This window comes from Nocardioides dokdonensis FR1436, from assembly GCF_001653335.1.
GTDB classification, from domain to species: Bacteria; Actinomycetota; Actinomycetes; order Propionibacteriales; family Nocardioidaceae; genus Nocardioides; species Nocardioides dokdonensis.
Genome location: NZ_CP015079.1, coordinates 1,418,648 through 1,439,085, shown reverse-complemented (window position 1 = coordinate 1,439,085; position 20,438 = coordinate 1,418,648). Strand labels below are relative to the sequence as shown.

At 74.7% G+C, this 20,438-nt stretch carries 19 protein-coding genes; 5 read left to right on the top strand and 14 right to left on the bottom strand.

All coding sequences use genetic code 11. The features are described 5' to 3' along the window. Positions 1–135: 135 nt before the first annotated feature. Genes I601_RS06815 through I601_RS06805 form a run of 3 tightly spaced genes read left to right on the top strand, consistent with a single transcriptional unit; the run spans position 136 to position 2,614 of the window. The gene (locus I601_RS06815; RefSeq protein ID WP_068107651.1) at positions 136–1,002 is read left to right on the top strand and encodes an Fpg/Nei family DNA glycosylase; all 867 of its coding nucleotides are present in this window, start codon (positions 136–138) and stop codon (positions 1,000–1,002) included. Beyond that, positions 999–2,276, top strand: a complete 1,278-nt coding sequence (locus tag I601_RS06810) for an APC family permease (protein WP_068107649.1) — start codon at positions 999–1,001, stop codon at positions 2,274–2,276. The genes I601_RS06815 and I601_RS06810 overlap by 4 nt, the downstream gene beginning before the upstream one ends. Beyond that, positions 2,273–2,614, top strand: coding sequence for a rhodanese-like domain-containing protein (locus I601_RS06805; RefSeq protein ID WP_068107647.1), 342 nt, complete (start codon positions 2,273–2,275; stop codon positions 2,612–2,614). Before I601_RS06810 ends, I601_RS06805 begins: the two co-directional genes overlap by 4 nt. 3 nt (positions 2,615–2,617) lie before the next feature. Here I601_RS06805 and I601_RS06800 read toward each other — a convergent pair whose 3' ends face one another. From I601_RS06800 to aat, 3 genes are all read right to left on the bottom strand, one after another. Beyond that, positions 2,618–3,115, bottom strand: coding sequence for a hypothetical protein (locus I601_RS06800; RefSeq protein ID WP_068107645.1), 498 nt, complete (start codon positions 3,113–3,115; stop codon positions 2,618–2,620). 223 nt (positions 3,116–3,338) lie between these two features. Next, positions 3,339–3,821, bottom strand: a complete 483-nt coding sequence (locus I601_RS06795) for a hypothetical protein (protein ID WP_068107643.1) — start codon at positions 3,819–3,821, stop codon at positions 3,339–3,341. Positions 3,822–3,874: 53 nt separating this feature from the next. Continuing rightward, the gene (gene aat, locus I601_RS06790; RefSeq protein ID WP_068107641.1) at positions 3,875–4,585 is read right to left on the bottom strand and encodes a leucyl/phenylalanyl-tRNA--protein transferase; all 711 of its coding nucleotides are present in this window, start codon (positions 4,583–4,585) and stop codon (positions 3,875–3,877) included. A gap of 121 nt (positions 4,586–4,706) precedes the next feature. Here aat and I601_RS06785 point away from each other — a divergent pair, with 121 nt between their 5' ends. Continuing rightward, positions 4,707–5,399: an EcsC family protein gene (locus I601_RS06785; protein ID WP_084527283.1), complete on the top strand. Its 693-nt coding sequence runs from the start codon at positions 4,707–4,709 to the stop codon at positions 5,397–5,399. On the opposite strand, the gene I601_RS06780 is transcribed toward I601_RS06785, so the two are convergent. From I601_RS06780 to I601_RS06755, 6 genes are read right to left on the bottom strand one after another with little or no spacing between them, the layout of a single operon-like run. After that, a complete protein-coding gene (locus I601_RS06780; protein WP_068107638.1) occupies positions 5,360–6,583 on the bottom strand; it encodes a hypothetical protein in 1,224 nt (407 codons plus the stop codon). The genes I601_RS06785 and I601_RS06780 overlap by 40 nt on opposite strands. Then, complete coding sequence (locus tag I601_RS06775) at positions 6,580–7,779, bottom strand: hypothetical protein (protein WP_068107636.1); 1,200 nt, start codon at positions 7,777–7,779, stop codon at positions 6,580–6,582. The genes I601_RS06780 and I601_RS06775 overlap by 4 nt, the downstream gene beginning before the upstream one ends. 7 nt (positions 7,780–7,786) lie before the next feature. Then, complete coding sequence (locus tag I601_RS06770; RefSeq protein WP_068107635.1) at positions 7,787–8,893, bottom strand: hypothetical protein; 1,107 nt, start codon at positions 8,891–8,893, stop codon at positions 7,787–7,789. Continuing rightward, positions 8,890–9,885, bottom strand: coding sequence for a hydroxymethylglutaryl-CoA lyase (locus tag I601_RS06765; RefSeq protein WP_237089575.1), 996 nt, complete (start codon positions 9,883–9,885; stop codon positions 8,890–8,892). The genes I601_RS06770 and I601_RS06765 overlap by 4 nt, the downstream gene beginning before the upstream one ends. Continuing rightward, positions 9,882–11,861 (bottom strand): acetyl/propionyl/methylcrotonyl-CoA carboxylase subunit alpha, encoded by a 1,980-nt coding sequence (locus I601_RS06760; RefSeq protein ID WP_068107633.1) that lies wholly within the window; start codon positions 11,859–11,861, stop codon positions 9,882–9,884. The genes I601_RS06765 and I601_RS06760 overlap by 4 nt, the downstream gene beginning before the upstream one ends. Positions 11,862–11,893: 32 nt before the next feature. Continuing rightward, the gene (locus I601_RS06755; protein ID WP_068107631.1) at positions 11,894–13,459 is read right to left on the bottom strand and encodes a carboxyl transferase domain-containing protein; all 1,566 of its coding nucleotides are present in this window, start codon (positions 13,457–13,459) and stop codon (positions 11,894–11,896) included. A gap of 173 nt (positions 13,460–13,632) precedes the next feature. On the opposite strand from I601_RS06755, the gene I601_RS06750 reads away from it, so the two are divergent. Next, positions 13,633–14,214, top strand: a complete 582-nt coding sequence (locus I601_RS06750; protein WP_068107629.1) for an SACE_7040 family transcriptional regulator — start codon at positions 13,633–13,635, stop codon at positions 14,212–14,214. Here I601_RS06750 and I601_RS06745 read toward each other — a convergent pair. From I601_RS06745 to I601_RS06730, 5 genes are all read right to left on the bottom strand, one after another. Beyond that, on the bottom strand, positions 14,190–15,662 hold the full coding sequence (locus I601_RS06745) for a protein adenylyltransferase SelO (RefSeq protein WP_068107627.1): 1,473 nt from the start codon (positions 15,660–15,662) through the stop codon (positions 14,190–14,192). The two genes, I601_RS06750 and I601_RS06745, sit on opposite strands and share 25 nt — an antisense overlap. A 39-nt stretch (positions 15,663–15,701) precedes the next feature. Then, positions 15,702–16,271: a class I SAM-dependent methyltransferase gene (locus tag I601_RS21545; protein ID WP_218917765.1), complete on the bottom strand. Its 570-nt coding sequence runs from the start codon at positions 16,269–16,271 to the stop codon at positions 15,702–15,704. Continuing rightward, positions 16,234–16,764, bottom strand: coding sequence for a hypothetical protein (locus I601_RS21540; RefSeq protein ID WP_218917764.1), 531 nt, complete (start codon positions 16,762–16,764; stop codon positions 16,234–16,236). Before I601_RS21540 ends, I601_RS21545 begins: the two co-directional genes overlap by 38 nt. A gap of 93 nt (positions 16,765–16,857) precedes the next feature. After that, a complete protein-coding gene (locus I601_RS06735) occupies positions 16,858–17,613 on the bottom strand; it encodes an SWIM zinc finger family protein (RefSeq protein WP_068107623.1) in 756 nt (251 codons plus the stop codon). A gap of 2 nt (positions 17,614–17,615) precedes the next feature. Then, on the bottom strand, positions 17,616–20,438 hold the full coding sequence (locus tag I601_RS06730; RefSeq protein ID WP_068107621.1) for a DEAD/DEAH box helicase: 2,823 nt from the start codon (positions 20,436–20,438) through the stop codon (positions 17,616–17,618).

The following is a 20,438-nucleotide window of genomic DNA, read 5'->3' as shown; positions in this document are numbered from 1 at the left end:
ACGGTATCGACATCTCTAGCCGAACTCCGATACATCGCTAGCGAGTCGCAGAGCACTCCCCCGGACCGGGGCGTGCCCCCCAGGGTCGGCCCGGGGTCTCCCCCAGGGGCACGGCCCGGTCCTAGGATCGGGGCCATGCCGGAGCTGCCCGAGGTGGAGGCCCTGGCCCTCGACCTGGGGGGCCGGTTGGCGGGCCGTGCGATCACCCGGGTCCACGTGGCGCAGTTCAGTGCCCTGAAGACCTTCGACCCGCCGCTGGGCGCCCTCGAGGGTCTGCTGGTCGACGGCGTCACCCGGCACGGCAAGTTCCTCGACATCGACGTCTCCGGCACCCACCTGGTCATGCACCTCGCGCGCGCGGGCTGGGTGCGCTGGCGCGCCGAGGTGCCGGCCCTGCCGCCGAAGCCGAGCCCCAAGTCGGTGATCGCCGCGCGGATCGTGCTCGACGACGAGACGGGTCTCGACGTCACCGAGGCCGGCACCCGCAAGAGCCTGGCGATGTACGTCGTGCGCGACCCGCTCGAGGTGCCCGGCATCGCGAGCCTGGGCCCCGACCCGCTCACCGACGACTTCACCCGCGAGCGGTTCGCGGAGATCCTGCGGACCGAGGGCCGCAAGCAGCTCAAGGGCGTGCTGCGCCACCAGGGCACCATCGCCGGCATCGGCAACGCCTACTCCGACGAGATCCTGCACGCGGCCCGGATGTCGCCGTACAAGCCGGCATCCTCGGTGACCGACGACGAGCTCACCGTCCTGTACGCCGCGCTGCGCGAGACCCTCGGCGCTGCCGTGGACCGCTCGCGGGGGCTCGCGGCCAGCGAGCTCAAGGGCGAGAAGAAGACGCACCTGGCGGTGCACGGCCGCACCGGCGAGGCCTGCCCGGTGTGCGGTGACACCGTGCGCGAGGTGTCCTTCGCCGACTCGAGCCTGCAGTACTGCGCCACCTGCCAGACCGGGGGCAAGCCGTTGGCGGACCGCCGGATGAGCAAGCTCCTCAAGTGAGCTCCTCCCCCTCCCCCGCCCTGGCCCGGCGGCTCGGGACCGGGGACGCGGTCGTGATCGGTCTCGGTTCGATGATCGGGGCGGGGGTCTTCGCGGCGTTCGCCCCCGCTGCGCGCGCGGCCGGCGCCGGGTTGCTGCTCGGCCTCGCGATCGCGGCGGTGGTGGCCTACTGCAACGCCACGTCCTCGGCCCAGCTCGCCGCGCAGTACCCGACCTCGGGCGGCACCTACGTCTACGGCCGCGAGCGCCTCGGGGCGTGGCCGGGCTTCCTGGCCGGCTGGGGCTTCGTGGTCGGCAAGACCGCCTCGTGCGCGGCGATGGCCCTCACCTTCGCGGCGTACGCCGCCCCCGCGGGCTGGCAGCGCCCCGTGGCAGTGGCGGCGGTGCTCGCCCTGGCGGCGGTGAACTACCGCGGGGTGACCCGCACCGCCCGCCTCACGCGGGTGATCGTCGCCGTGGTGCTGATGGCGCTGACCGTCGCGGTCACGGCCGGGCTCGCCGGCGGCGGCGCCGACCCGGCCCGGGTCGGCGTCGCCCTCGACGGCGGGGTGGGCTGGTACCCGCTGCTGCAGTCCGCGGGGCTGCTGTTCTTCGCCTTCGCCGGCTACGCGCGCATCGCCACCCTGGGCGAGGAGGTGCGCGAGCCCGGGCGCACGATCCCGCGCGCCATCCAGGTCGCGCTCGGGCTCACGGTGCTCGTCTACGCCGCCGTCGCGGTCACCGTGCTGGCGGTGCTGGGCGCCGACGGGGTCGCGGCCAGCAGCGCCCCGCTCGCCGACGCCGTCGCGGCGGGCACCTGGTCGGCGGCCGAGCCGGTGGTGCGAGTCGGCGCCGCAGCCGCCTCGCTCGGCGCGCTGCTGGCGCTGATCGCGGGCATCGGGCGCACCACCCTGGCGATGGCGCGCCACGACGACCTGCCCCGCTGGCTGGGCGCGGTGCACCCACGCCACCAGGTGCCCCACCACGCGGAGGTCGCCCTGGCGGCGGTGGTCTGCCTGCTGGTGCTCACCGTCGACCTGCGCGGGGCGATCGCCTTCTCGTCCTTCGGCGTGCTCGTCTACTACCTCGTGGCCAACCTGGCCGCGCTCACCCAGGACCGGGCGCACCGTCGCTTCCCCCGGGTCCTGGCGGTCCTCGGTGCGCTCGGCTGCACGGTCCTGGTGGTGACCCTGCCGTGGCCCGCAGTGCTCGGGGGCGCAGCGGTCCTGCTCATCGGCGTCGGCCACCGCCTGGTTCGGTTACGGTGGAGGAGCCCGACCCGAAGGAACCCATGACCTCGATGCCCGTTCCCACCGTCAGCCTCGACCGCGTGCCCGACCCGCTGCCCGAGGACCTGTCCGTGCTCGACGTGCGCGAACCGACCGAGTGGGCGCACGCCCACATCGCAGGGGCGCTGCACATCCCGATCGGTGAGCTCGTCGCCCGGGTCAGCGAGGTGCCGGCGGGGCGGACCCTCGTGGTGTGCCGCATCGGCGGGCGCTCCGCGCAGGCCGTGGCGTGGTTGTCGCAGCACGGCCACGACGTCGTCAACCTCGACGGCGGGATGCTCGACTGGGAGGCGGCCGGTCGGCCGATGCTCAGCGAGACCGGCCAGCCGCCCCAGGTCGTCTAGGCCCTACTTCTCGTCGCTCTCCTCCGACTGGTCCTGACCACCGTCGGCGGGCGCGGACTCCGAGCCCGACTCGCCCTCGGCGGGCGGTGCGCAGGTGGCGCCGGCGTACTGCACGAGCGCGTTGACCTGCTGCTGCTCGGACTTGGAGAGGTCGAAGTCCTCCATGGCGGCGAGCTCCTCGGCGCTGGCGTCGGTGTCGATGTCGCCGAGGATGTCGAGGTAGACGTCGAAGCCCTTCGAGGCCTCCTGCGGCGCGTCGTCCGGGATGCCGCTGGCCTCCAGACCCGCCATCAGGGTCTCCACGTCGGAGCCGTCCTCGAGAGCGCCGTTGCCGACCAGGGCGGTGCAGAAGGCGTTGTCGGTGCCGGGGTCACCGGCGGACGACGAGCTCGACGAGGCCGTCGTCGGGTCGCTCGACGCGTCGGACGTCTCGTCGTCGGATCCGCAGGCGGCGGCCGTCAGGGCGACGAGCACCGCCAGGGGGGCGAGAGCGTGCTTCACGGGGGGTCCTTCCGTTCGAGGGCGCCCGGGCGTCTGCCCCGGCGCAGCCCTCGACGGTGCCACACCATCCCGAGAGGAACCTGAACGGCGCCGGCCGAGCGGTCAGTTCTGCACCACCCACCGGTCAGCTCTGCACCCGTGTGGGTGCGGAAGTGACCTCTCGGTGGTGCAAAAGTGACTGCTCGGCCCGCGGGCCGCGGGCACACGACCCGCGTGGGCGGTGTCACTCCGCGCCGGGGGACTCCAGACCCTCGGGCACCTCGAGGTCGTCGAGCTGCTGCTCGAGGTCCTCGTCGCTGGGGATGCCGAGCTCGTCGGCGCAGGTCTCGGTGATGTACTGGATGAAGGCACCGAAGTTCTCCTGCTGCGCCTGGTCCAGGTCCTCGCCCATCTTCTCGAGGTCGTCGTTGTCGTCGGCCTCCTGCACCAGGGTGGCCAGCGTCTCGAAGCCGTCCCGGGCCTTCTCCGGCATGTCCTCGGGGGTCCCGACCTCGATCAGCTGCTCGACCGCGTCCCGCGCGGTGTCCAGGTCGTCGCTCTCCTCCTCGGCCGTGTCCGCGTACACCTGGCAGAAGTCGTCCTGGGACGCGTCGTCGGGCGCCGACGACGGGTCGTCGCTGCCGCACGCGGCCGCCCCGCCCAGGACGAGCGCCAGCCCGGCGATGGTCAGGGTCGGGCGCTGGAGGGATCGGGCGAGGGCTCTCATGGGGGCTCCTGGGATGGGGGTGAGCGGCGGGGGGACTGTCCCACCCTGCCCACTCACCCCGTTTCCATGCCTTGCCTGTCCAGACCGGAGTCGTCCAGGGCCGCCGGCAGCGGCGTCGTCACCGCGCGGGCCAGCCGGCGCAGGTACTCCTCGCGCCCGATCTCGATGACCCCGAGGCTGGCCAGGTGCGGGGTGCTCCACTGCACGTCGAGGAGCCGGTCCGCCGCGTGCTCGTCGTCGAGCAGGTCGACCAGGGCCACGAGGGCGGCCTTCGAGGCGTCGGTCTCGCGGTGGAACATCGACTCGCCGGCGAAGAGCCCGCCGCTCGCGACGCCGTACAGGCCACCCACCAGCCGGCCCTCGCGCCAGGTCTCGACGCTGTGCGCCCACCCCAGGTCGTGCAGGCGCAGGTAGGCCTCGCGGATCTCGCCGTCGATCCAGCCCGAGGGCCGGCGCGGGTCGGCGCAGGCGTCGAGGACCTCCTCGAAGGCGGTGTCGACACGGACCTCGAAGGAGCGCATCGAGCGGCGCAGGGACCGCGAGACGTGCACCCCGTCCAGCGGCAGCACGCCGCGGTGCACGGGGCAGAACCAGTACATCGGGTCGCCGCGCTGGCCCGAGGGCATCGGGAACAGGCCCTGGCGGTAGGCCGCGAGCAGGGTGCCCGGGGCGAGGTCGGCCCCCACCCCCACCAGGTCGTCGCGGGCGTCGAAGCGCGCGGGGTCGCCGAACGACCAGGGGGTCGGGGCGGGTTCGACGGGCACTCACCGCACGGTATCGGCGCCCCGGTGACCGCTCCAGACCCGGAGGGAGGGGACACAGGCTCGCCCGCGTCGGGCAGGAGGGGTGGTGGGCCGAGGTGGTGGCTGTTCGTAGGATCGTCGCGTGAGCAAACGTGGACTACTGGCCGGACAGGTCGGCCGCCGCCTGGCCCCCAAAGTGACCGGTCTCGCCCCCGGGCTGACCTCCTCCTTCGTGCGCGAGGCGCTGCAGCGCGCCATCCGCGGCGTCGGGCCGCTGCCGGGGGCCGCGGCGGCCGCCGACGAGCAGCTGCGCGAGCAGCACGGCGACGTCGACAAGGCCGTGCACGAGGTGATCGAGAACCACGTCCGGTACGCCGGCGCGCAGGGGTTCCTGACCAACATCGGCGGTGTCGTCACGGCGACCGTGGCGATCCCCGCCAACATCACCGGTCTCGCCCTGGTGCAGTGCCGGATGATCGCCGGCATCGCGCACCTGCGTGGCTACGACCTCGAGGACCCGCGGGTGCGCAACGCGATCCTGGTCTGCCTGCTCGGCGAGGACGACGCCCAGCGCCTGGTCAAGGACGGCACCGTCCCGGCCGGTCCGGCCGATCTGGCCACCGGTCCGGCCTCCGACGCCGAGCTCGACCTGCGGATCTCCCGCGCGGTCGCCGACGACATCGTCACCGCCATCATGGGCAAGCGCCTCGCGGTGACGGTGGGGCGCCGGGTGCCGGTGGTCGGTGGTGTGGTCGGCATGGGCGCCGACGGCTACTCGACGTGGAAGATCGGCCGCTACGCCGACCGCGCGCTCCTGCCGCGCGCGGCGCGGTAGACGCGGTGCAGCGCCCGGCCCAGGACTGAACGCCGGGCCACGCGCAGCGTGCGCTCCTTGGCGCGCTGCACGGATCGCCCGTGGGCGCGCGCGAGCTCGTGGCGCAGGTGCTCGACCTCGCCGTGCAGCCGTGCCTCCTCGTGGCCGCGCCGGGCGTTCTCGAGCAGCAGGGCACGGATCGCGTCGACCGCGGCGCCGGCCACCTGGCTCTCGCGGGGTGCGTCAGGGTCGGCCCAGTGCGGGGCGGCGGGCGCCCCGGTGAGGTCGTCGAGGTCGCCCACGACGTCGTACCGGCGTCGGCGCAGCTCCTCGACCCAGGCGTGACCGAGCCCCTCGGCCCAGGGGTGCACGTCGGCGGGCAGGCCCAGCCGGGGTGAGCGGGTGCGCTGCGAGAGCGTCTGGTGGGCCAGCAGCTCGCGCACCAACGGGCGGTAGTCGGGCGGGTCCAGGACCGGGTTGACGGACTTGTTGATGCGCCGCAGCAGCGCCGTCTCGGGCACCCCCAGCGACGGGTTGGCCCGCTCGGCGTGCAGGTCGAGCTCGACGCCACCGAGGTCGTCGAGGCCGAACACGCCGGCGAAGCGGCGCCACAGCAGGTCGCGCTTGCCGCCCGAGGGCGGCACCGTGACCACGTGCACGTGCTCCGGCGGCACGTCGTGGGCCCACCGGTCGAGGATGTCGGGGATCTCCTGCACGCCCCAGAACCAGGTGGCGATCCGACTGGCACGCTCGGGATCGCGCAGCTCGGCGAGGAAGCGCTCGAAGCTGATGGTGCTGCGGTGCTTGATGTTCTCCTGCCACTCCGCGGGAATCTGGCGGACCAGGTCGCGCACCGAGACCACGACGTGCACCTCGGTGCCGGCGCCGTGGCCCAGCGACTCCAGCGCCCGACCGACTTGGCTGCGGGAGGCGGTGGCGAGGATCTCGTGGCTGATGATCGCGGTCCCGCGGTGCTCGCGCACCTGGGCGGCCAGGGCGTCCCAGGCGCCGATCGCCTCGGTCTCGAGCCCGCCCCAGGGCAGGCGCATCAGGTCGAGGGCGGCCAGGAAGTGCGCGTCGAAACGGTCGGCGGGGTAGAGCACCCCGGCGCGCAGCAGCTGCTCGCGGTTGCGGAACAGCACGTCCTGCAGGTGGGAGGTGCCGGTCTTGGGGGTGCCGACGTGCAGCAGGACCCGTTCACTCACGAGAGGTCCTCCTGCGGCTGGGTCTGGTGCGGGGTCTGGTGCGGGGCCTGGTGCGGGGCGGCGTCGAGCAGCATCCGCACGGCCAGCGCGAGCACCCGGTCCTCGTGCGGCTCGCCCGGCTGGGCCGTCGCCAGACGACGCGGGTGGTCGAGCACCGCGTCCGCGGAGCCCAGCACCGTGCCCACGACAGGGTAGCCAGCAGAGCGCAGGTCCTCGCGCAACCGGCGCGAGCGGCGCACGACCCACCGGTGGTGCTCGGGGGGTACGCCGAGGCGCGGCCCCGGCGCGTCGAGCAGGCGCGGCAGCAGCGCCTGGCGCAGCACCTCCCGACCGCGGGGCGGGGTGACCAGCAGCCCCAGCACGCCACCGATCCGACGAGCCAGGTCGATCGCGTCGACCGACAGCGACGGCGCCGGCGGCAGCGACCGGACCCCGACGAGGCCGGGCAGGGCGGCGGGGTCGAGCACCACGCGGACCCGCCGTGGACCCACCCGCTCGGTCCACCGGCGGGCCGAGGCCAGCGGGTCGGCCCCGCGGCCCAGCCGCCCGGACTCCACCACGGTGTCGATCCAGGTCCGCCAGGTCGGCACCGGGCCGCCGGTGGAGAAGGCGCGGTCGGTCCACAGGTCGGTCAGCATCCCGGCGAGGTCCCCGCCCAGGACCAGCACCGTCGGCGACGCCCCGCCCGGCGGACGCCCGCGCTGCACCAGGTGGCGGCGCGCGGCGTCGGCGCGCCAGGGGTCCCCGACCAACCGGTAGTGCGGGCGCCGGAGCCGGCCCCAGTGGCCGCCCAGCCGGCGCCAGCGGGTGACCAGGTCGGGCTCGGGCTCGGGGACCGCCACCAGGTCCTCGGCGAGGAGGCTGGTGGTGACCCGGATGAGCTCGTCGGCCGGCAGGTCGGCGGGGTCCACGGGGGCGGGGCCGAAGCGGGACTGCGGCGCGGCGCCGACCAGCTCGAGGTCGGGGCGCCCGCGCCCGGGGGCGCTCGCGGCGAGCACCCGTCGGGCCAGCCCGGGGTCCGGTCGGCCCGCCTCGTTGAGCCGGCGCAGCAGCTCGAGCTGCTGGGCGCCGGGCAGCACCCGGCCGGTGCGCTCGCCGGTGCCGGCCCACTGCGCCCACGGCGTGGTGCCACCCTCGCGCAGGTGTTCGAGCCAGGCCCAGGCGCGGCCCTGGCCGGCGTCGTCGCTGCTGGTCACCGGCGCGTCACTGGTCGCGCAGGCGGCGCGCCTGGGTGCGGACCCGGTTGACCAGCTGCTGGTCGGGATCCTCGCGGCGCGCGGCCTCGCGGGTCATCGCGACCAGGGCCTCGACGGCCACGTCGAGCTGGTCGCGCGAGGCGATCTTGTCGGGGTCGACCCACGCCTCGACCTCCTCGGGCGACGGGCGGACCGGGCGCAGGTCGGCCACGTCACCGAGCACGTCCACGCCCGAGCCCTCGACGTACTCGATCCACCGTTCGGCCTCGTCAGCGACCCAGTCGTACATCTTGGGCGGCAGGCCCAGCGGCGCGGCGCCCGCGCGGCCGGCGAGCTCCTGCTCGGCCAGCAGGTCGCGGACCAGCACGTCGTAGGTGATCTCGCGGCGGGTCTGGCGGCCCAGGCCCTTGTTGAGGCGGCGCAGCAGCACGGTCTCGGCGGCGCCGAGCGAGGGGTTGCGGCGCCCGGACTCCTCGGGGGCCCACGCCGGGTCGATCTCGAAGGCGGCGCAGAAGCGGTGCCACAGCTCGTCGGGGGTGGCGGTGCCGCGCTGCGGCACGGTGACGACGTGCACGTTCTCGGGGGGCAGCCCGGCGCTCCAGGTGCCGAGCACGGAAGGCAGGTCGAAGGAGCGGTAGAACCACGGCTGACGGCGACGCACCTTCTTGAGGAACTGGCGGTAGGTCCACTTGCGACCCTGCTTGATGCTCTCCTGCCAGGCGGCCGGCAGCTGGCGGGCCAGGTCGCGCGCCGAGTAGACGACGTGGACGTCCTCGCCGCCGCCGAGCTCGCGCTTGGCGCGGGCGACCGCCTCGGCCGGGGCCGGGGCCAGGATCTCGTGGCTGATGATCACCGATCCGCTCGACCGGCGGACCCGGCGCACCATCGCGTCCCAGCTGCCCTCCGCGTGACCGGGGTCCCCGCCCCAGTCCTGGCCGAGCAGGTCGAGCGCGGCGCGGAAGTGGAACAGGCCCGGGCTCACCGCCGGCGACCGGGTCGGCACGGTGACCCCGTGGGCGCCGAGCGCCTTGACGTTGCGGCTCAGGCGGTCCTGGAGGTACGTCGTGCCGGTCTTCGGCGCGCCGATGTGGAGGTAGACGCGTCGGGTGCTCACGCGGGTGATTGTGCCCGATCCCCGCCCAGTGCCCGAACGACGGCCGAGGGGCTGGGGCGCCCGAGCTCGCCGGCCATCCAGGTGCTGGTCGCCACGAGCGCGTCGAGGTCCACCCCGTGCTCGATCCCGAGGCCGTCGAGCAGCCAGACGAGGTCCTCGGTGGCGAGGTTGCCGGTGGCACTGACGGCGTAGGGGCAGCCGCCCAGGCCGCCGGCCGACGCGTCGTACGTCGTCACCCCGGCGCGCAGGCCGGCCTGGACGTTGGACAGCGCCTGGCCGTAGGTGTCGTGGAAGTGCAGCGCGAGCCGGTCGGGGCCCACCCCGGCTGCGGCGAACGCCTCGACCAGGGCGGTGACGTGGCCGGCGGTGCCGACCCCGATGGTGTCGCCGAGGCTGAGCTGGGAGGCACCGAGGTCGAGCAGCTGGCGACCGGCGGTGACGACCTGCTCGAGCGGCACCGCGCCCTCCCAGGGGTCGCCGAAGCACATCGAGACGTAGGCGCGCACGTCGAGGCCGGCCCCGCGGGCGCGGGCCACGGTGGGCTCGAACATCTCCATCTGCCCGGCCAACGTCCGGTTGAGGTTCTTGCTCGCGAAGGTCTCGGTGGCCGAGCCGAAGATCGCGACGTGGCGCATCCCGAGCTCGAGCGCCCGGTCCAGGCCACGCTCGTTGGGCACCAGCACCGGCAGGTCGCGGGCCCGCTCGCCGAGCTGGTCGTCGGACTCCAGCAGCGCCACCAGGTCGGCCGCGTCGGCCAGCTGCGGCACCCAGCGCGGGTGCACGAAGCTGGTCGCCTCCACGGCCGGCAGCCCGGCCGCGACCAGGCGGCGCACGAACGCGGCCTTGACGTCGGTGGGCACCAGCGCCTTCTCGTTCTGCAACCCGTCGCGGGGTCCGACCTCGTAGATCGTGACCCGCTCGGGCAACCCGGGCGCGGGGACGGTCATCGGCAGTCGGCCGATGGCAGGCTCCCGGTCAGCAGCGGTGGTCACCCCTGCTCCTGCTGGGTGTCGTCGTGTGGTTCCACGTGGAACAACACGTGCCCCAGGGGCACCTGGCGGCCCACCACGGCGTCGACGGTGACGACGGTGCCGGCGAACGGCGCGGTGAGCGCGAGCTCCATCTTCATCGCCTCGAGGACGCCGAGGACGTCGCCCTCGGCGACCTGCTGGCCCGCCTCGACCCGGACGTCGAGCACGGTGCCGGGCATCGGAGCCACCAAGGAGCCGTCGCCGGCCTCGGGGCCGCGGTCGGCGAACGGATCGGGCCGCTCCCAGGCCCAGCGCTGGCCGCGGTGCACGACCTCGACGGCGCCGGAGCGCACGTGCAGCACGGCGTGCTCCGCCTGGCCGTCGACGAGCAGGTGCATGGTGTGGTCCGCGGCCGAGACGGTGCGGACCTCCCAGGAGCGAGCACCCTCGTCGACCCGACCGCGGTGCCGGTCGACGACGAGCTGGTCGGTGCCCAGGGTCACGGTGTCGGGGGCCGGGTCGGCGCCCATCCGCCAGCCGTCGGCGTGCCAGGGGCCCGCGGCGCGACCGGTCGCGCCGGGGCTGTCGTGACTGCCAGGGCTGTCGGTGGTGTCGAGCAGCACCTGGGTCCAGGCCGCGAAGACCCGGGCCAGGGCGCCGTCGGGCGCCGGCACCTCGTGCCGGTCCAGCCACGCGGTGTCGAGGGTGGCGTCGCCGAACTCCTGCCCCGCGACCAGCGCCCGCAGGAACCCGGTGTTGGTGGTCAGACCCAGGACGGCGGTGTCGTCGAGCGCGGCGACCAGGCCGGCGCGGGCGCTCTCGCGGTCGGGCCCCCACACGACGACCTTGCCGAGCATCGGGTCGTAGGCGGTGCTGACCTCCTGGCCCGAGACCAGGGCGTGGTCGACCCGGACCCGGGTGCCGGTCCGCTCGACCGCGACCGGCCACCGCACCAGCGAGGCGGTGCCGGCCTGGGGCAGGAACCCGCCGAAGGAGTCCTCGGCGTAGACCCGGGCCTCGATGGCGTGGCCCTCCAGGGTGACGTCGTCCTGGGTGAAGCCGAGGTGGGCGCCGGTGGCCACGGCGAGCTGGAGGGCGACCAGGTCGACCCGCTCGCCGCGGACCCGGGCGACCTCCTCGGTGACCGGGTGCTCGACCTGCAGGCGGGTGTTCATCTCGAGGAAGTAGAACTCCCCGGACGCGTTGTCGAGCAGGAACTCGACGGTGCCGGCGCCGGTGTAGCCCACCTGGGCGGCCAGCGCGGTCGCCGAGGCGGTGATCGCGGCCCGCTGCTCCGCGCTGATGGTGGGGGCGGGCGCCTCCTCGAGCACCTTCTGGTGCCGGCGCTGGGTGGAGCAGTCGCGCTCGAAGAGGTGCACGACGTGGCCGTGGGTGTCGCCCATGACCTGCACCTCGATGTGGCGGCCGGACTCGACGTACTTCTCGATGAGCATGGTGTCGTCACCGAACGAGGAGGCGGCCTCGCGCTGCGCGGCGGCGAGCGCCTCGGCGTACTCGCCGGACGAGCGGACCACGCGCATGCCCTTGCCGCCGCCGCCGGCGGCGGCCTTGACCAGCACCGGGTAGGCGAACCCGGCCGGGTCGTCGTCCAGGTCGTAGGAGGGCACCACGGGCACCCCGGCCTCGACCGCGAGGACGCGGGCGGCGTCCTTGCGGCCCATCGCGTCCATCACGTCGGCGCTGGGACCGACCAGGGTGATGCCGGCCTCGGCCAACGCCCGTGCGAACGGGGCGCGCTCGGAGAGGAAGCCGTAGCCCGGGTGGACGAACCCGGCGCCGCTGGCACGAACGGCGGCCACGACCTCCCCGATGTCGAGGTAGGACGCGACGCGCACGGCACGGTCCGCCTCGGTGACGTGCAGCGCGCCGGCGTCGAGGTCGGTGTGCAGGGCCACGGTGCGCCAGCCGAGACGGCGTGCGGTGGCCAGGACCCGGCGGGCGATCTCGCCGCGGTTGGCTACGAGAAGGGTGTTCATCGGTTCTCCATCAGATTGCTCCCGCGGGGTGTTCACATTCGGAAGATGCCGTAGCGGGGCTCGGGGATCGGGGTGTACGCCGTGGCGGCCAGCCCCATCCCCAGCACCCGGCGGGTGTCGGCGGGGTCGATCACGCCGTCGTCCCACAGCCGCGCGGTGGCGTAGTACGGCGAGCCCTGCGTCTCGTACTGCTCGCGCAGCGGCTCCTTGAACGCCTCCTCGTCCTGCGCCGACCACTCCTCGCCGCGGGCCTCGATCCCGTCGCGGCGCACGGTGGCCAGCACGCCGGCGGCCTGCTCGCCGCCCATCACCGAGATCCGGGCGTTGGGCCACATCCACAGGAAGCGCGGGTCGTAGGCACGTCCGCACATGCCGTAGTTGCCGGCGCCGTAGGAGCCGCCGATGACGACGGTGAACTTGGGGACGACGCTGCAGGCGACCGCCGTGACGAGCTTGGCGCCGTCGCGGGCGATGCCCTTGTTCTCGTACTCGCGCCCGACCATGAAGCCGGAGATGTTCTGCAGGAACACCAGCGGGATGCCGCGCTGGTTGCACAGCTCGATGAAGTGGGCGCCCTTGAGGGCCGACTCGCTGAAGAGGATGCCGTTGTTGGCCACGATGCCGACCTCGTGGCCCCAGATCCGGGCGAACCCGCAGACCAGGGTCTCGCCGTAGAGCTTCTTGAACTCGTGGAAGCGGCTGCCGTCGACGAGGCGGCGCACCACCTCGCGCACGTCGTACGGCGTGCGGGTGTCGGTGGGCACCACGTCGTAGAGCGACTCGGGCGGCTCGTGCGGCTCCTCGACCTCGGCGGCCGGGACACGGGTCGGCTGGGCCGGGGGCAGGGTGTCGATGACGCTGCGGACGATGGCCAGCGCGTGCGCGTCGTCGTCGGCGAGGTGGTCCACGACGCCGGAGGTGCGGGCGTGGACGTCGCCGCCGCCGAGCTCCTCGGCGGTGACCACCTCACCGGTCGCGGCCTTCACCAGCGGCGGGCCGCCGAGGAAGATCGTCCCTTGCTCCTTGACGATCACGGTCTCGTCGCTCATCGCGGGCACGTAGGCGCCGCCGGCGGTGCAGGAGCCCATCACGCTGGCGATCTGCGGGATCCCGGCCGCCGACATGTTCGCCTGGTTGAAGAAGATCCGGCCGAAGTGCTCGCGGTCGGGGAAGACCTCGTCCTGCATCGGCAGGAACGCGCCGCCGGAGTCGACGAGGTAGACGCACGGCAGGTGGTTCTCGGCCGCGACCGTCTGCGCGCGCAGGTGCTTCTTGACCGTCATCGGGTAGTACGTGCCGCCCTTGACGGTGGCGTCGTTGGCGACGATGACGCACTCGCGGCCGTGGATGCGCCCGATGCCCGTCACGATCCCGGCGCTGGGCACCGGCGTCTCCCCCGGCGCGCCGTACATGCCGGTCGCGGCCAGCGGACTCAGCTCCAGGAACGGGCTGCCGGGGTCGAGCAGCCGGTCCACCCGCTCGCGCACCAGCAGCTTGCCGCGCCCGGTGTGCTTGGTCCGCGCCGACTCGCTGCCACCGGTCCGGGCCGTCGCCAGCCGCTCACGCAGGTCGGTCACGAGGTCCTTGAGATCGCTCACGAGGCTAGGTTAGCGATCATTAACCTCCCCCACCACCGCGAGTCGGCCCAAATGTCCGTCCGAGTCGGCGTGGATCGCTCGCCACAGGGGAGATCTGCGCCGACTCAGCGCGACATCTGGGCCGACTCGCGGACAGGGCCGGGTGGTGGGTTAACGCCCGCTAACCTGAGGCCATGTCCCGGCGCGAGCAGATCCTGGCCACCGCGGCCGAGCTGTTCGCCAAGCGCGGGTTCCACGGGGTGTCGGTGGCCGACCTGGGCGCGGCGTGCGGGATCTCCGGGCCGGCGCTCTACAAGCACTTCGCCTCCAAGGACGCGGTGCTCGCCGCGATGCTCGTCTCGATCAGCGAGCAGCTCCTCGCCGTGGGCCGCGAGCGGGCACGGGCGGCCGGGGAGCCGCGGGCGGCCGTGGTCGCCCTGGTCGACTGGCACGTCGACTTCGCGCTGCGGCACCGGCCGCTGATCGTGGTGCAGGACCGCGACTGGGAGTCCCTGCCCGGGCAGGCGCGCGAGCAGGTGCGCGCCCTGCAGCGCGAGTACGTCGACGTGTGGGCCACCGAGCTGCAGGCGGTGCACCTCGGCCTCGACCTCGAGCAGGCGCGGGCGATGGCGCACGCGACCTTCGGGCTGATCAACTCCACCCCGCACAGCGCGCTGCTGCCCGACCCGGCGATGGGCGCGCTGCTGCACCAGATGGCGCTGGGCGCGCTCGGCCTCCAGACGGCTGGTGCTCAGGTGCCGCAGAACGTCACGTAGGGCCCGGCGCCCGCGGGGCCCGGCTCGGCGTACGCCGCCAGGCCCGGCCGCTCGTCGTACGGCGCGGTGACGGCCTCGAGGAGTCGGTGCAGCGGGGCCAGGTCGCCGGCGGTCGCGGCGTCGAGGGCCTGCTCGACCAGGTGGTTGCGCGGGATGTAGACGGGATTCACCCGGTCCATCGCCTCCGCGTCGGGACCCAGCCCGCGCCAGCGCTCCAGCCACGCGTCGAGGCCGGGCAGGTCGAGGACCACGCCCCGCACCCCCTCGACGTCCCCGCGCGCCGCGTCCCCGAGCGCGCGGAAGAACGACGTGTGGTCCACCCGGGCCGCGGCCATCAGGGCCAGCAGGTCCTCGACCAACGAGGCCACGACCGCGCGGTCGAGCCCCGCGGGCAGGCCCAGCTTGGCGGCCGCGTCCGCGGTGAAGGCGTCGGCGTACGTCGTGGCGAAGCCCTGCAGGCTGCGCGTCGCGGTCTCGACCGCCCGCTCCTCGTCGGCGTCGATGAGCGGCAGCAGCGCCTCGGCGAGCCGGGCGAGATTCCACTGGGCCGCCGCCGGCTGGTTGCGGTAGGCGTAGCGCCCGCCCTCGTCGATCGAGCTGAAGACGGTCGCGGGGTCGTAGGCGTCCAGGAAGGCGCACGGCCCGTAGTCGATGCTCTCCCCCGAGATCGTCATGTTGTCGGTGTTCATCACGCCGTGCACGAACCCGACGAGCATCCACTGCGCCACCAGTCGCGCCTGCGCCTCGACGACCCCCTCGAGCAGCGCGACGTACGCCGCACCCGCGGGGCCGGCGTCGCGCGCGGCCGGGTGGTGGCGCGCGATCGCGTGGTCGGCCAGGCGGCGCAGCAGGTCGTCGTCGCCGGTGGCGCGGGCGTACTGGAAGCTGCCGACCCGCAGGTGGCTGCTCGCGACCCGGGCCAGCACCGCGCCCGGCAGCACCTGCTCGCGGCGCACCCCGCGCCCGGTCGCGACCACGGCGAGCGAGCGGGTGGTGGGGATGCCCAGCGTGTGCATCGCCTCGCTGACGACGTGCTCGCGCAGCATCGGTCCGAGCCCGGCGAGGCCGTCGCCGCCGCGTGCCCACGGGGTCCGGCCCGAGCCCTTGAGGTGCAGGTCGCGGACCCGCCCGGCGGGGTCGGTGAGCTCGCCGAGCAGCAGCGCGCGGCCGTCGCCGAGGCGCGGGGAGTACCCGCCGAACTGGTGCCCGGCGTAGCCCTGCGCCACCGGGGTCGCGCCGTCGGGCACCTCGGCGCCCACCAGCAGCCGCACGCCGGCCTCGCTGCGCAGCCACCGCGGGTCCAGGCCCAGCTCAGCGGCGAGCGGCTCGTTGAGCACCACCAGCTGCGGCTCGGGTGCCTCCTCGGCCTGCCAGCGCACCGCCAGCTCGGGCAGCTCGTCGGCGAAGCGGGTCCCCAGCCGCAGGTCGGTCGGGCTGCTCACGTCCATGCCCGCCACGCTACGCCGCGGGCCCAGGACCGGACCCGGTCAGGTGAGGAGGCGGTAGAAGCGGAACAGGTCGTGCTCGATGGGCAGCACCTCCACGTCCGCGAACCCGGCGTCGCGGGCGTAGCCGCGCAGCACGGGCGTGCGCATCACGGTGCCGGTGCCGACCGAGGGCTCGTGGGAGAGGCCGTCGGGCAGGCAGACCAGCACCGAGATGCCGTACATCAGCTGCTCGACCGGGTCGCCGGGTCCGGTGAAGGCGTCGGGGACCCGCTCGTCCATGACCACGACGCTCCCCTCGCCGGCCACCAGTCGGCGGGCCGAGCCGAGCACCGCGACCGGGTCGGCCATGTCGTGCACGCACTCCATGGCCAGCACCAGGTCGTAGGCCCCGTCGCGGGTGGTGTCCGCCGCGTCGGCGTGGTGGAAGCGCACCCGGTCGGCGAGGCCGTGAGCGGCCGCGTTGGCGGTGGCCGCCTCGATGGAGGCGTGGTCGATGTCGTAGCCGTCGACGTGGGTGCGGGGGTAGGCCAGCCCGACCCCGATCGCGGCCCAGCCGTCCCCGCAGCCGAGCTCAGCGACCCGCCCGCCCGCGTCGAGGTCGGCGTGCACCTGGGTCAGCGCGGGCAGCCACTCGGTGCCGAGGAGCCCCAGGAACAGGGGCCGGTTGGCGTCGGCCTGTGCGCGGCGACATGAGCTCGCCGTACTCGTGCCAGCGCAGTCCCCCACCGCCGGCGTAGGCCTCCAGCAACCGCGGCAGCTGCACCCCGGCGGCGGCGACGATCTGGGCGAGCGGCGTCGTGAACGCGAGGCTGTCGGGGTCGCAGAGCACCGCGGCGTGCGCGTCGCTGACGGCGTAGGTGCGCTGCTCGGGCGGCAGCGCGGGGTCGTCGACGTCGACCAGGCCGGCCACGCACTGCTGCTCCAGCCACTCCCGGGCGTAGCGGGGCGCCATCCCGGAGGCTGCGGCGGCCTCGGCCGCGGTGCGGGGCTCGCGGTGCAGCAGGTCGTAGAGCCCGAAGTGGGCCCCGACCGCCACGGTCAGGACGTCGAGGGCGCCCAGCACGGAGCCGAAGAGATGCTCGGCGAGCTCGTCGGTCTGCACGGGACCTCCTGCGGAGGCGCCACGCCTCGACCGATCGACTGTACGCCCGCAGCACGCCGCGCGACAGGGTCACGGGCCGGGCCGGAGGGCGGCTCAGAAGAGGTGGCTCAGGTCCGGGGCGGCCTCGCCCGCACCCCGGGCGTCGAGCAGCTCGAGCACCCGTGCCGCGCGGGCGGCGGCGTCGTACGCCGTGGCCAGGTCGGGCTCGTCGTCTCCCCCGGGCCCGTCCCCGGACATCCGCTCCTCCGGCTCCACGACCCGGGCGTGCAACCGGGCCAGCACCTCCTCGCGGCCCAGCCCGCGCAGGTGGACCAGCACGAACGGGTCGGCCTCGAGCAGCCAGGTCAGCTGGTAGAGGACCCCGAGCGCGTGCACGCACGGGTCGACCCAGCCCGCGCAGGTGCAGGAGGCGACCAGCTCGCCGCCGTAGGGCAGCAGCTCGACCCCGGCCTCCTCGGCGTGCTCGACCAGCTCGTGCGGCAGGTCGCCGGCCAGCAGCGCGCCGACGCGCCCGGCCTGGGCCGCGACCGCCTCGACCAGCGTCTCGGCGCCGGTGTCGTCGAGCACCGGGACCTCGATCCGCACGGTCCACCGACCGCCCCCGTCGGAGCCGTCGTCGACCACGGCCACCGCCGAGCCGGCACCGACCTCGATCGCCCCGACCCGGCCCGAGCGGGACAGCGACCGGGCCGCGGCCAGGTCGCCCTCGGCGTACGCCGACTCCTCGACCGCACGCACCCACGCCTTGCCCCACCAGGTCTCGGCGCGGGTGCTGCGGCGCCGCGCCGCGAGCCGCGGGTGCACGACGCCGTCCCCTCCGGCACCCGGGCCGACACCGGCCCCGGTCACGCTCAGTCCTCCCGGCGCAGGGTGACCAGGTCGCGCAGCTCGTCGTTGCTGAGCTCGGTGAGCGCGGCCTCGCCGTTGCCCAGCACCGCGTCGGCCAGCGCCCGCTTGCGGGTCAGCAGCTCGGCGACCTTCTCCTCGATGGTGCCGCGCACGATGGGGCGGTGCACCTGCACCGGCCGGGTCTGGCCGATCCGGTAGGCCCGGTCGGTGGCCTGCTCCTCCACCGCGGGGTTCCACCAGCGGTCGAAGTGCACGACGTGGTCGGCGCGGGTCAGGTTCAGCCCGGTGCCGCCGGCCTTGAGGGAGAGCAGAAAGACCGGGGCCTCGCCGGGCGGGGCGTCCTGGAAGCGGCGCACCATCGCCTCCCGCTCGCGCACCGGGGTGCCGCCGTGCAGCAGCTGGGTGGGCACGCCCACGGCGGCCAGGTGCCGCTCCAGCAACCGGGCCATGGCGACGTACTGGGTGAAGACCAGGACGGCGCCGTCCTCGGCGAGCACGGTGCCGATGAGCTCGTCGAGCAGGTCGAGCTTCTCCGAGCGGCCGCCCAACCGGCCGCTGGCCTGCTTGAGGAAGTGCGCCGGGTGGTTGCAGATCTGCTTGAGCCCGGTGAGCAGCATCAGCACCAGCCCGCGCCTGGAGTCGTCGTCAGCGCGCTCGATGCGCTCCATCGTGTCGCGCACGAACGCCTCGTAGAGCACCACCTGCTCCCGGGTCAGGCTCAGCGGGTGGTCGGTCTCGGTCTTGGGCGGCAGCTCGGGCGCGATGCCGGGGTCGGACTTGCGCCGGCGCAGCAGGAACGGCGCGATCAGGTCGGCGAACTGGCGGGCCTTGGTGGGCTCCTGGCCGGACTCGATCGGCGCGGCCCACACCCGACGGAACGCGTTGCGGCTGCCGAGCAGCCCCGGGATCGCCCAGTCCAGGATCGCCCACAGCTCGGTCAGGTCGTTCTCGACCGGGGTGCCGGTCAGCGCGACCCGCGCCTGGCTGGTCAGGGTGCGCAGCATCCGCGCGGTCGCGGCGCGGGGGTTCTTCACGTGCTGCGCCTCGTCGGCGACGACCAGCCCCCACGCGACCGGGCGCAGCAGCGAGGTGTCGGGGTCCTTGGCGTCGCTGCGCATGGTGCCGTAGGTGGTGAGCACGAAGCCCGGGTCACCGGTGAGACCGGGCTCGAGGGCATCGCCCAGGTCGGGCAGGGTCCGGCGCCCGCCGTGGAAGCGGCGCACCGGGACCCCGGGGGCGAAGCGGCGGATCTCGGCCTCCCAGTTGCCCAGCAGGCTGGTGGGGCAGACCACCAGGGTCGGCAGCGGCGTCCGGTCCTCGCTGCGGGCTCCCTCGGCGCGGTGCAGGTGCAGCGCGATCACCTGCACGGTCTTGCCCAGGCCCATGTCGTCGGCCAGGCAGGCCCCGAGCCCGGACGCCGTCAGGTCGGCCAACCAGGTCAGCCCGTGCCGCTGGTAGTCGCGCAGGGTCGCGGCCAGACCGTCCGGCACCTCGATGGGGTCGCGGGTGGCCGCCTGGGTCAGCTGCTCGCGCACCCGGAGCAGGCTGGCGCCGACGATGACGCCCTCCTGCTCGTCGCCGGGCTTGAGGGTCGCCACGCCGGTGAGCGCGCCGGCGAGGGCCTCGGCCGGCTTGACCTCGCGCACCATCCGCTTGCGGGCCTTGCGGGCCACCGCCGGGTCGACGACGGTCCAGGAGCCGCGCAGCTTCATGATCGGGGAGGCGGCCTCGGCGAGCTGGTCCATCTCCTCCGCGGTCAGCGGATCGCCGTGCAGCGCCACCTGCCACTGGAAGGCGAACATGCTCTCGGGGGTCAGCAGCCCGGTCTGCAGCGGCTCCTCCCGCGGGACGGTGCTGCGCGGGGCTCGGTCGAGCACGGCGCGGGTGGTGAGCTCGCGGCCCAGGCTGCGCGGCCAGAGCACGTCGACGCCGCGCTCGGAGAGCGCCGCGACGCCCTCGTCGAGCAGGCTGACCAGCTCGTCGGAGTCGAGGGTGAGCTGGTCGGGCACCCGCAGGTCAAGCAGCCGCTCGAGGACCGGCCAGGCGTCGGCGGCAGCGCGCAGCGCGATGGTGGCGTGGGTGCGGGCCCGGTCGCCGAAGCCGTGCACCTCCGGCTCGTCGACCCACAGCGACGCGGCGTCGGCCAGGTGCAAAGGGTCGCGCTCGTCGTGGACCTGCAGCACCACGCGCACCGTGCCGCCGACCAGCTCCTCCTCGTCGGCCTCCACCCGCAGGCTGACCGCCACCAGGTGCGGCAGGTCGCCGGCGAACCGGTGCCGGTCGATGCGCCGACGCAGCCGGTCGCGGAAGTCGGCGGAGGGCTGCAGCGGGGGCGCGGCCCCGGTGGCCCGGGGGTCGTCGGGGTCCTCGATCAGCCGCGGTCGGGGGCGGGTCGGGCGCGCCGGGGCGACCGGGGCCCCGCGCGGCATGGCGTCGACCACGGCGTCGAGCAGGCGGCGTACGACCTGCTCGGCGGCGGCCTCGTCGCAGCCCTCGTGGGCGCGGGCCCGGGCCAGCATCCGCACCCGGTCCTCGTCGTCGTCGCCGAGCGGGGCCACCTGCCAGTGCGGCGGCTCACCGGGCTCGGTGGGGGCGGGCTCGAAGGCGCCGGCCGCGACCAGGCGCATCCCGAGCAGTGCGGCGCCCGAGAGCAGCCCGACGCTGGGGTGCAGGTCCTCGCGCGCGTGCGCCTTGGTCAGCACCGGCAGCGCGGCGCGCACCGGCAGCGCCACGGTGCGGCGGGCGTCGACGAACTCCACGACGCCCTCGCGCGGCGGGTCGGCCGGCAGGAACGTCGCCGTGCCGGTGACGGGGACGAAGCTCAC

Excerpts from the sequence above, each read along its gene's own strand:
- I601_RS06815 (WP_068107651.1), top strand. The coding sequence starts at position 136 with ATGCCGGAGCTGCCCGAGGTGGAGGCCCTGGCCCTCGACCTGGGGGGC.
- I601_RS06805 (WP_068107647.1), top strand. The coding sequence starts at position 2,273 with ATGACCTCGATGCCCGTTCCCACCGTCAGCCTCGACCGCGTGCCCGAC.
- I601_RS06795 (WP_068107643.1), bottom strand. The coding sequence starts at position 3,821 with ATGAGAGCCCTCGCCCGATCCCTCCAGCGCCCGACCCTGACCATCGCC.
- I601_RS06760 (WP_068107633.1), bottom strand. The coding sequence starts at position 11,861 with ATGAACACCCTTCTCGTAGCCAACCGCGGCGAGATCGCCCGCCGGGTC.
- I601_RS06750 (WP_068107629.1), top strand. The coding sequence starts at position 13,633 with ATGTCCCGGCGCGAGCAGATCCTGGCCACCGCGGCCGAGCTGTTCGCC.
- I601_RS06745 (WP_068107627.1), bottom strand. The coding sequence starts at position 15,662 with ATGGACGTGAGCAGCCCGACCGACCTGCGGCTGGGGACCCGCTTCGCC.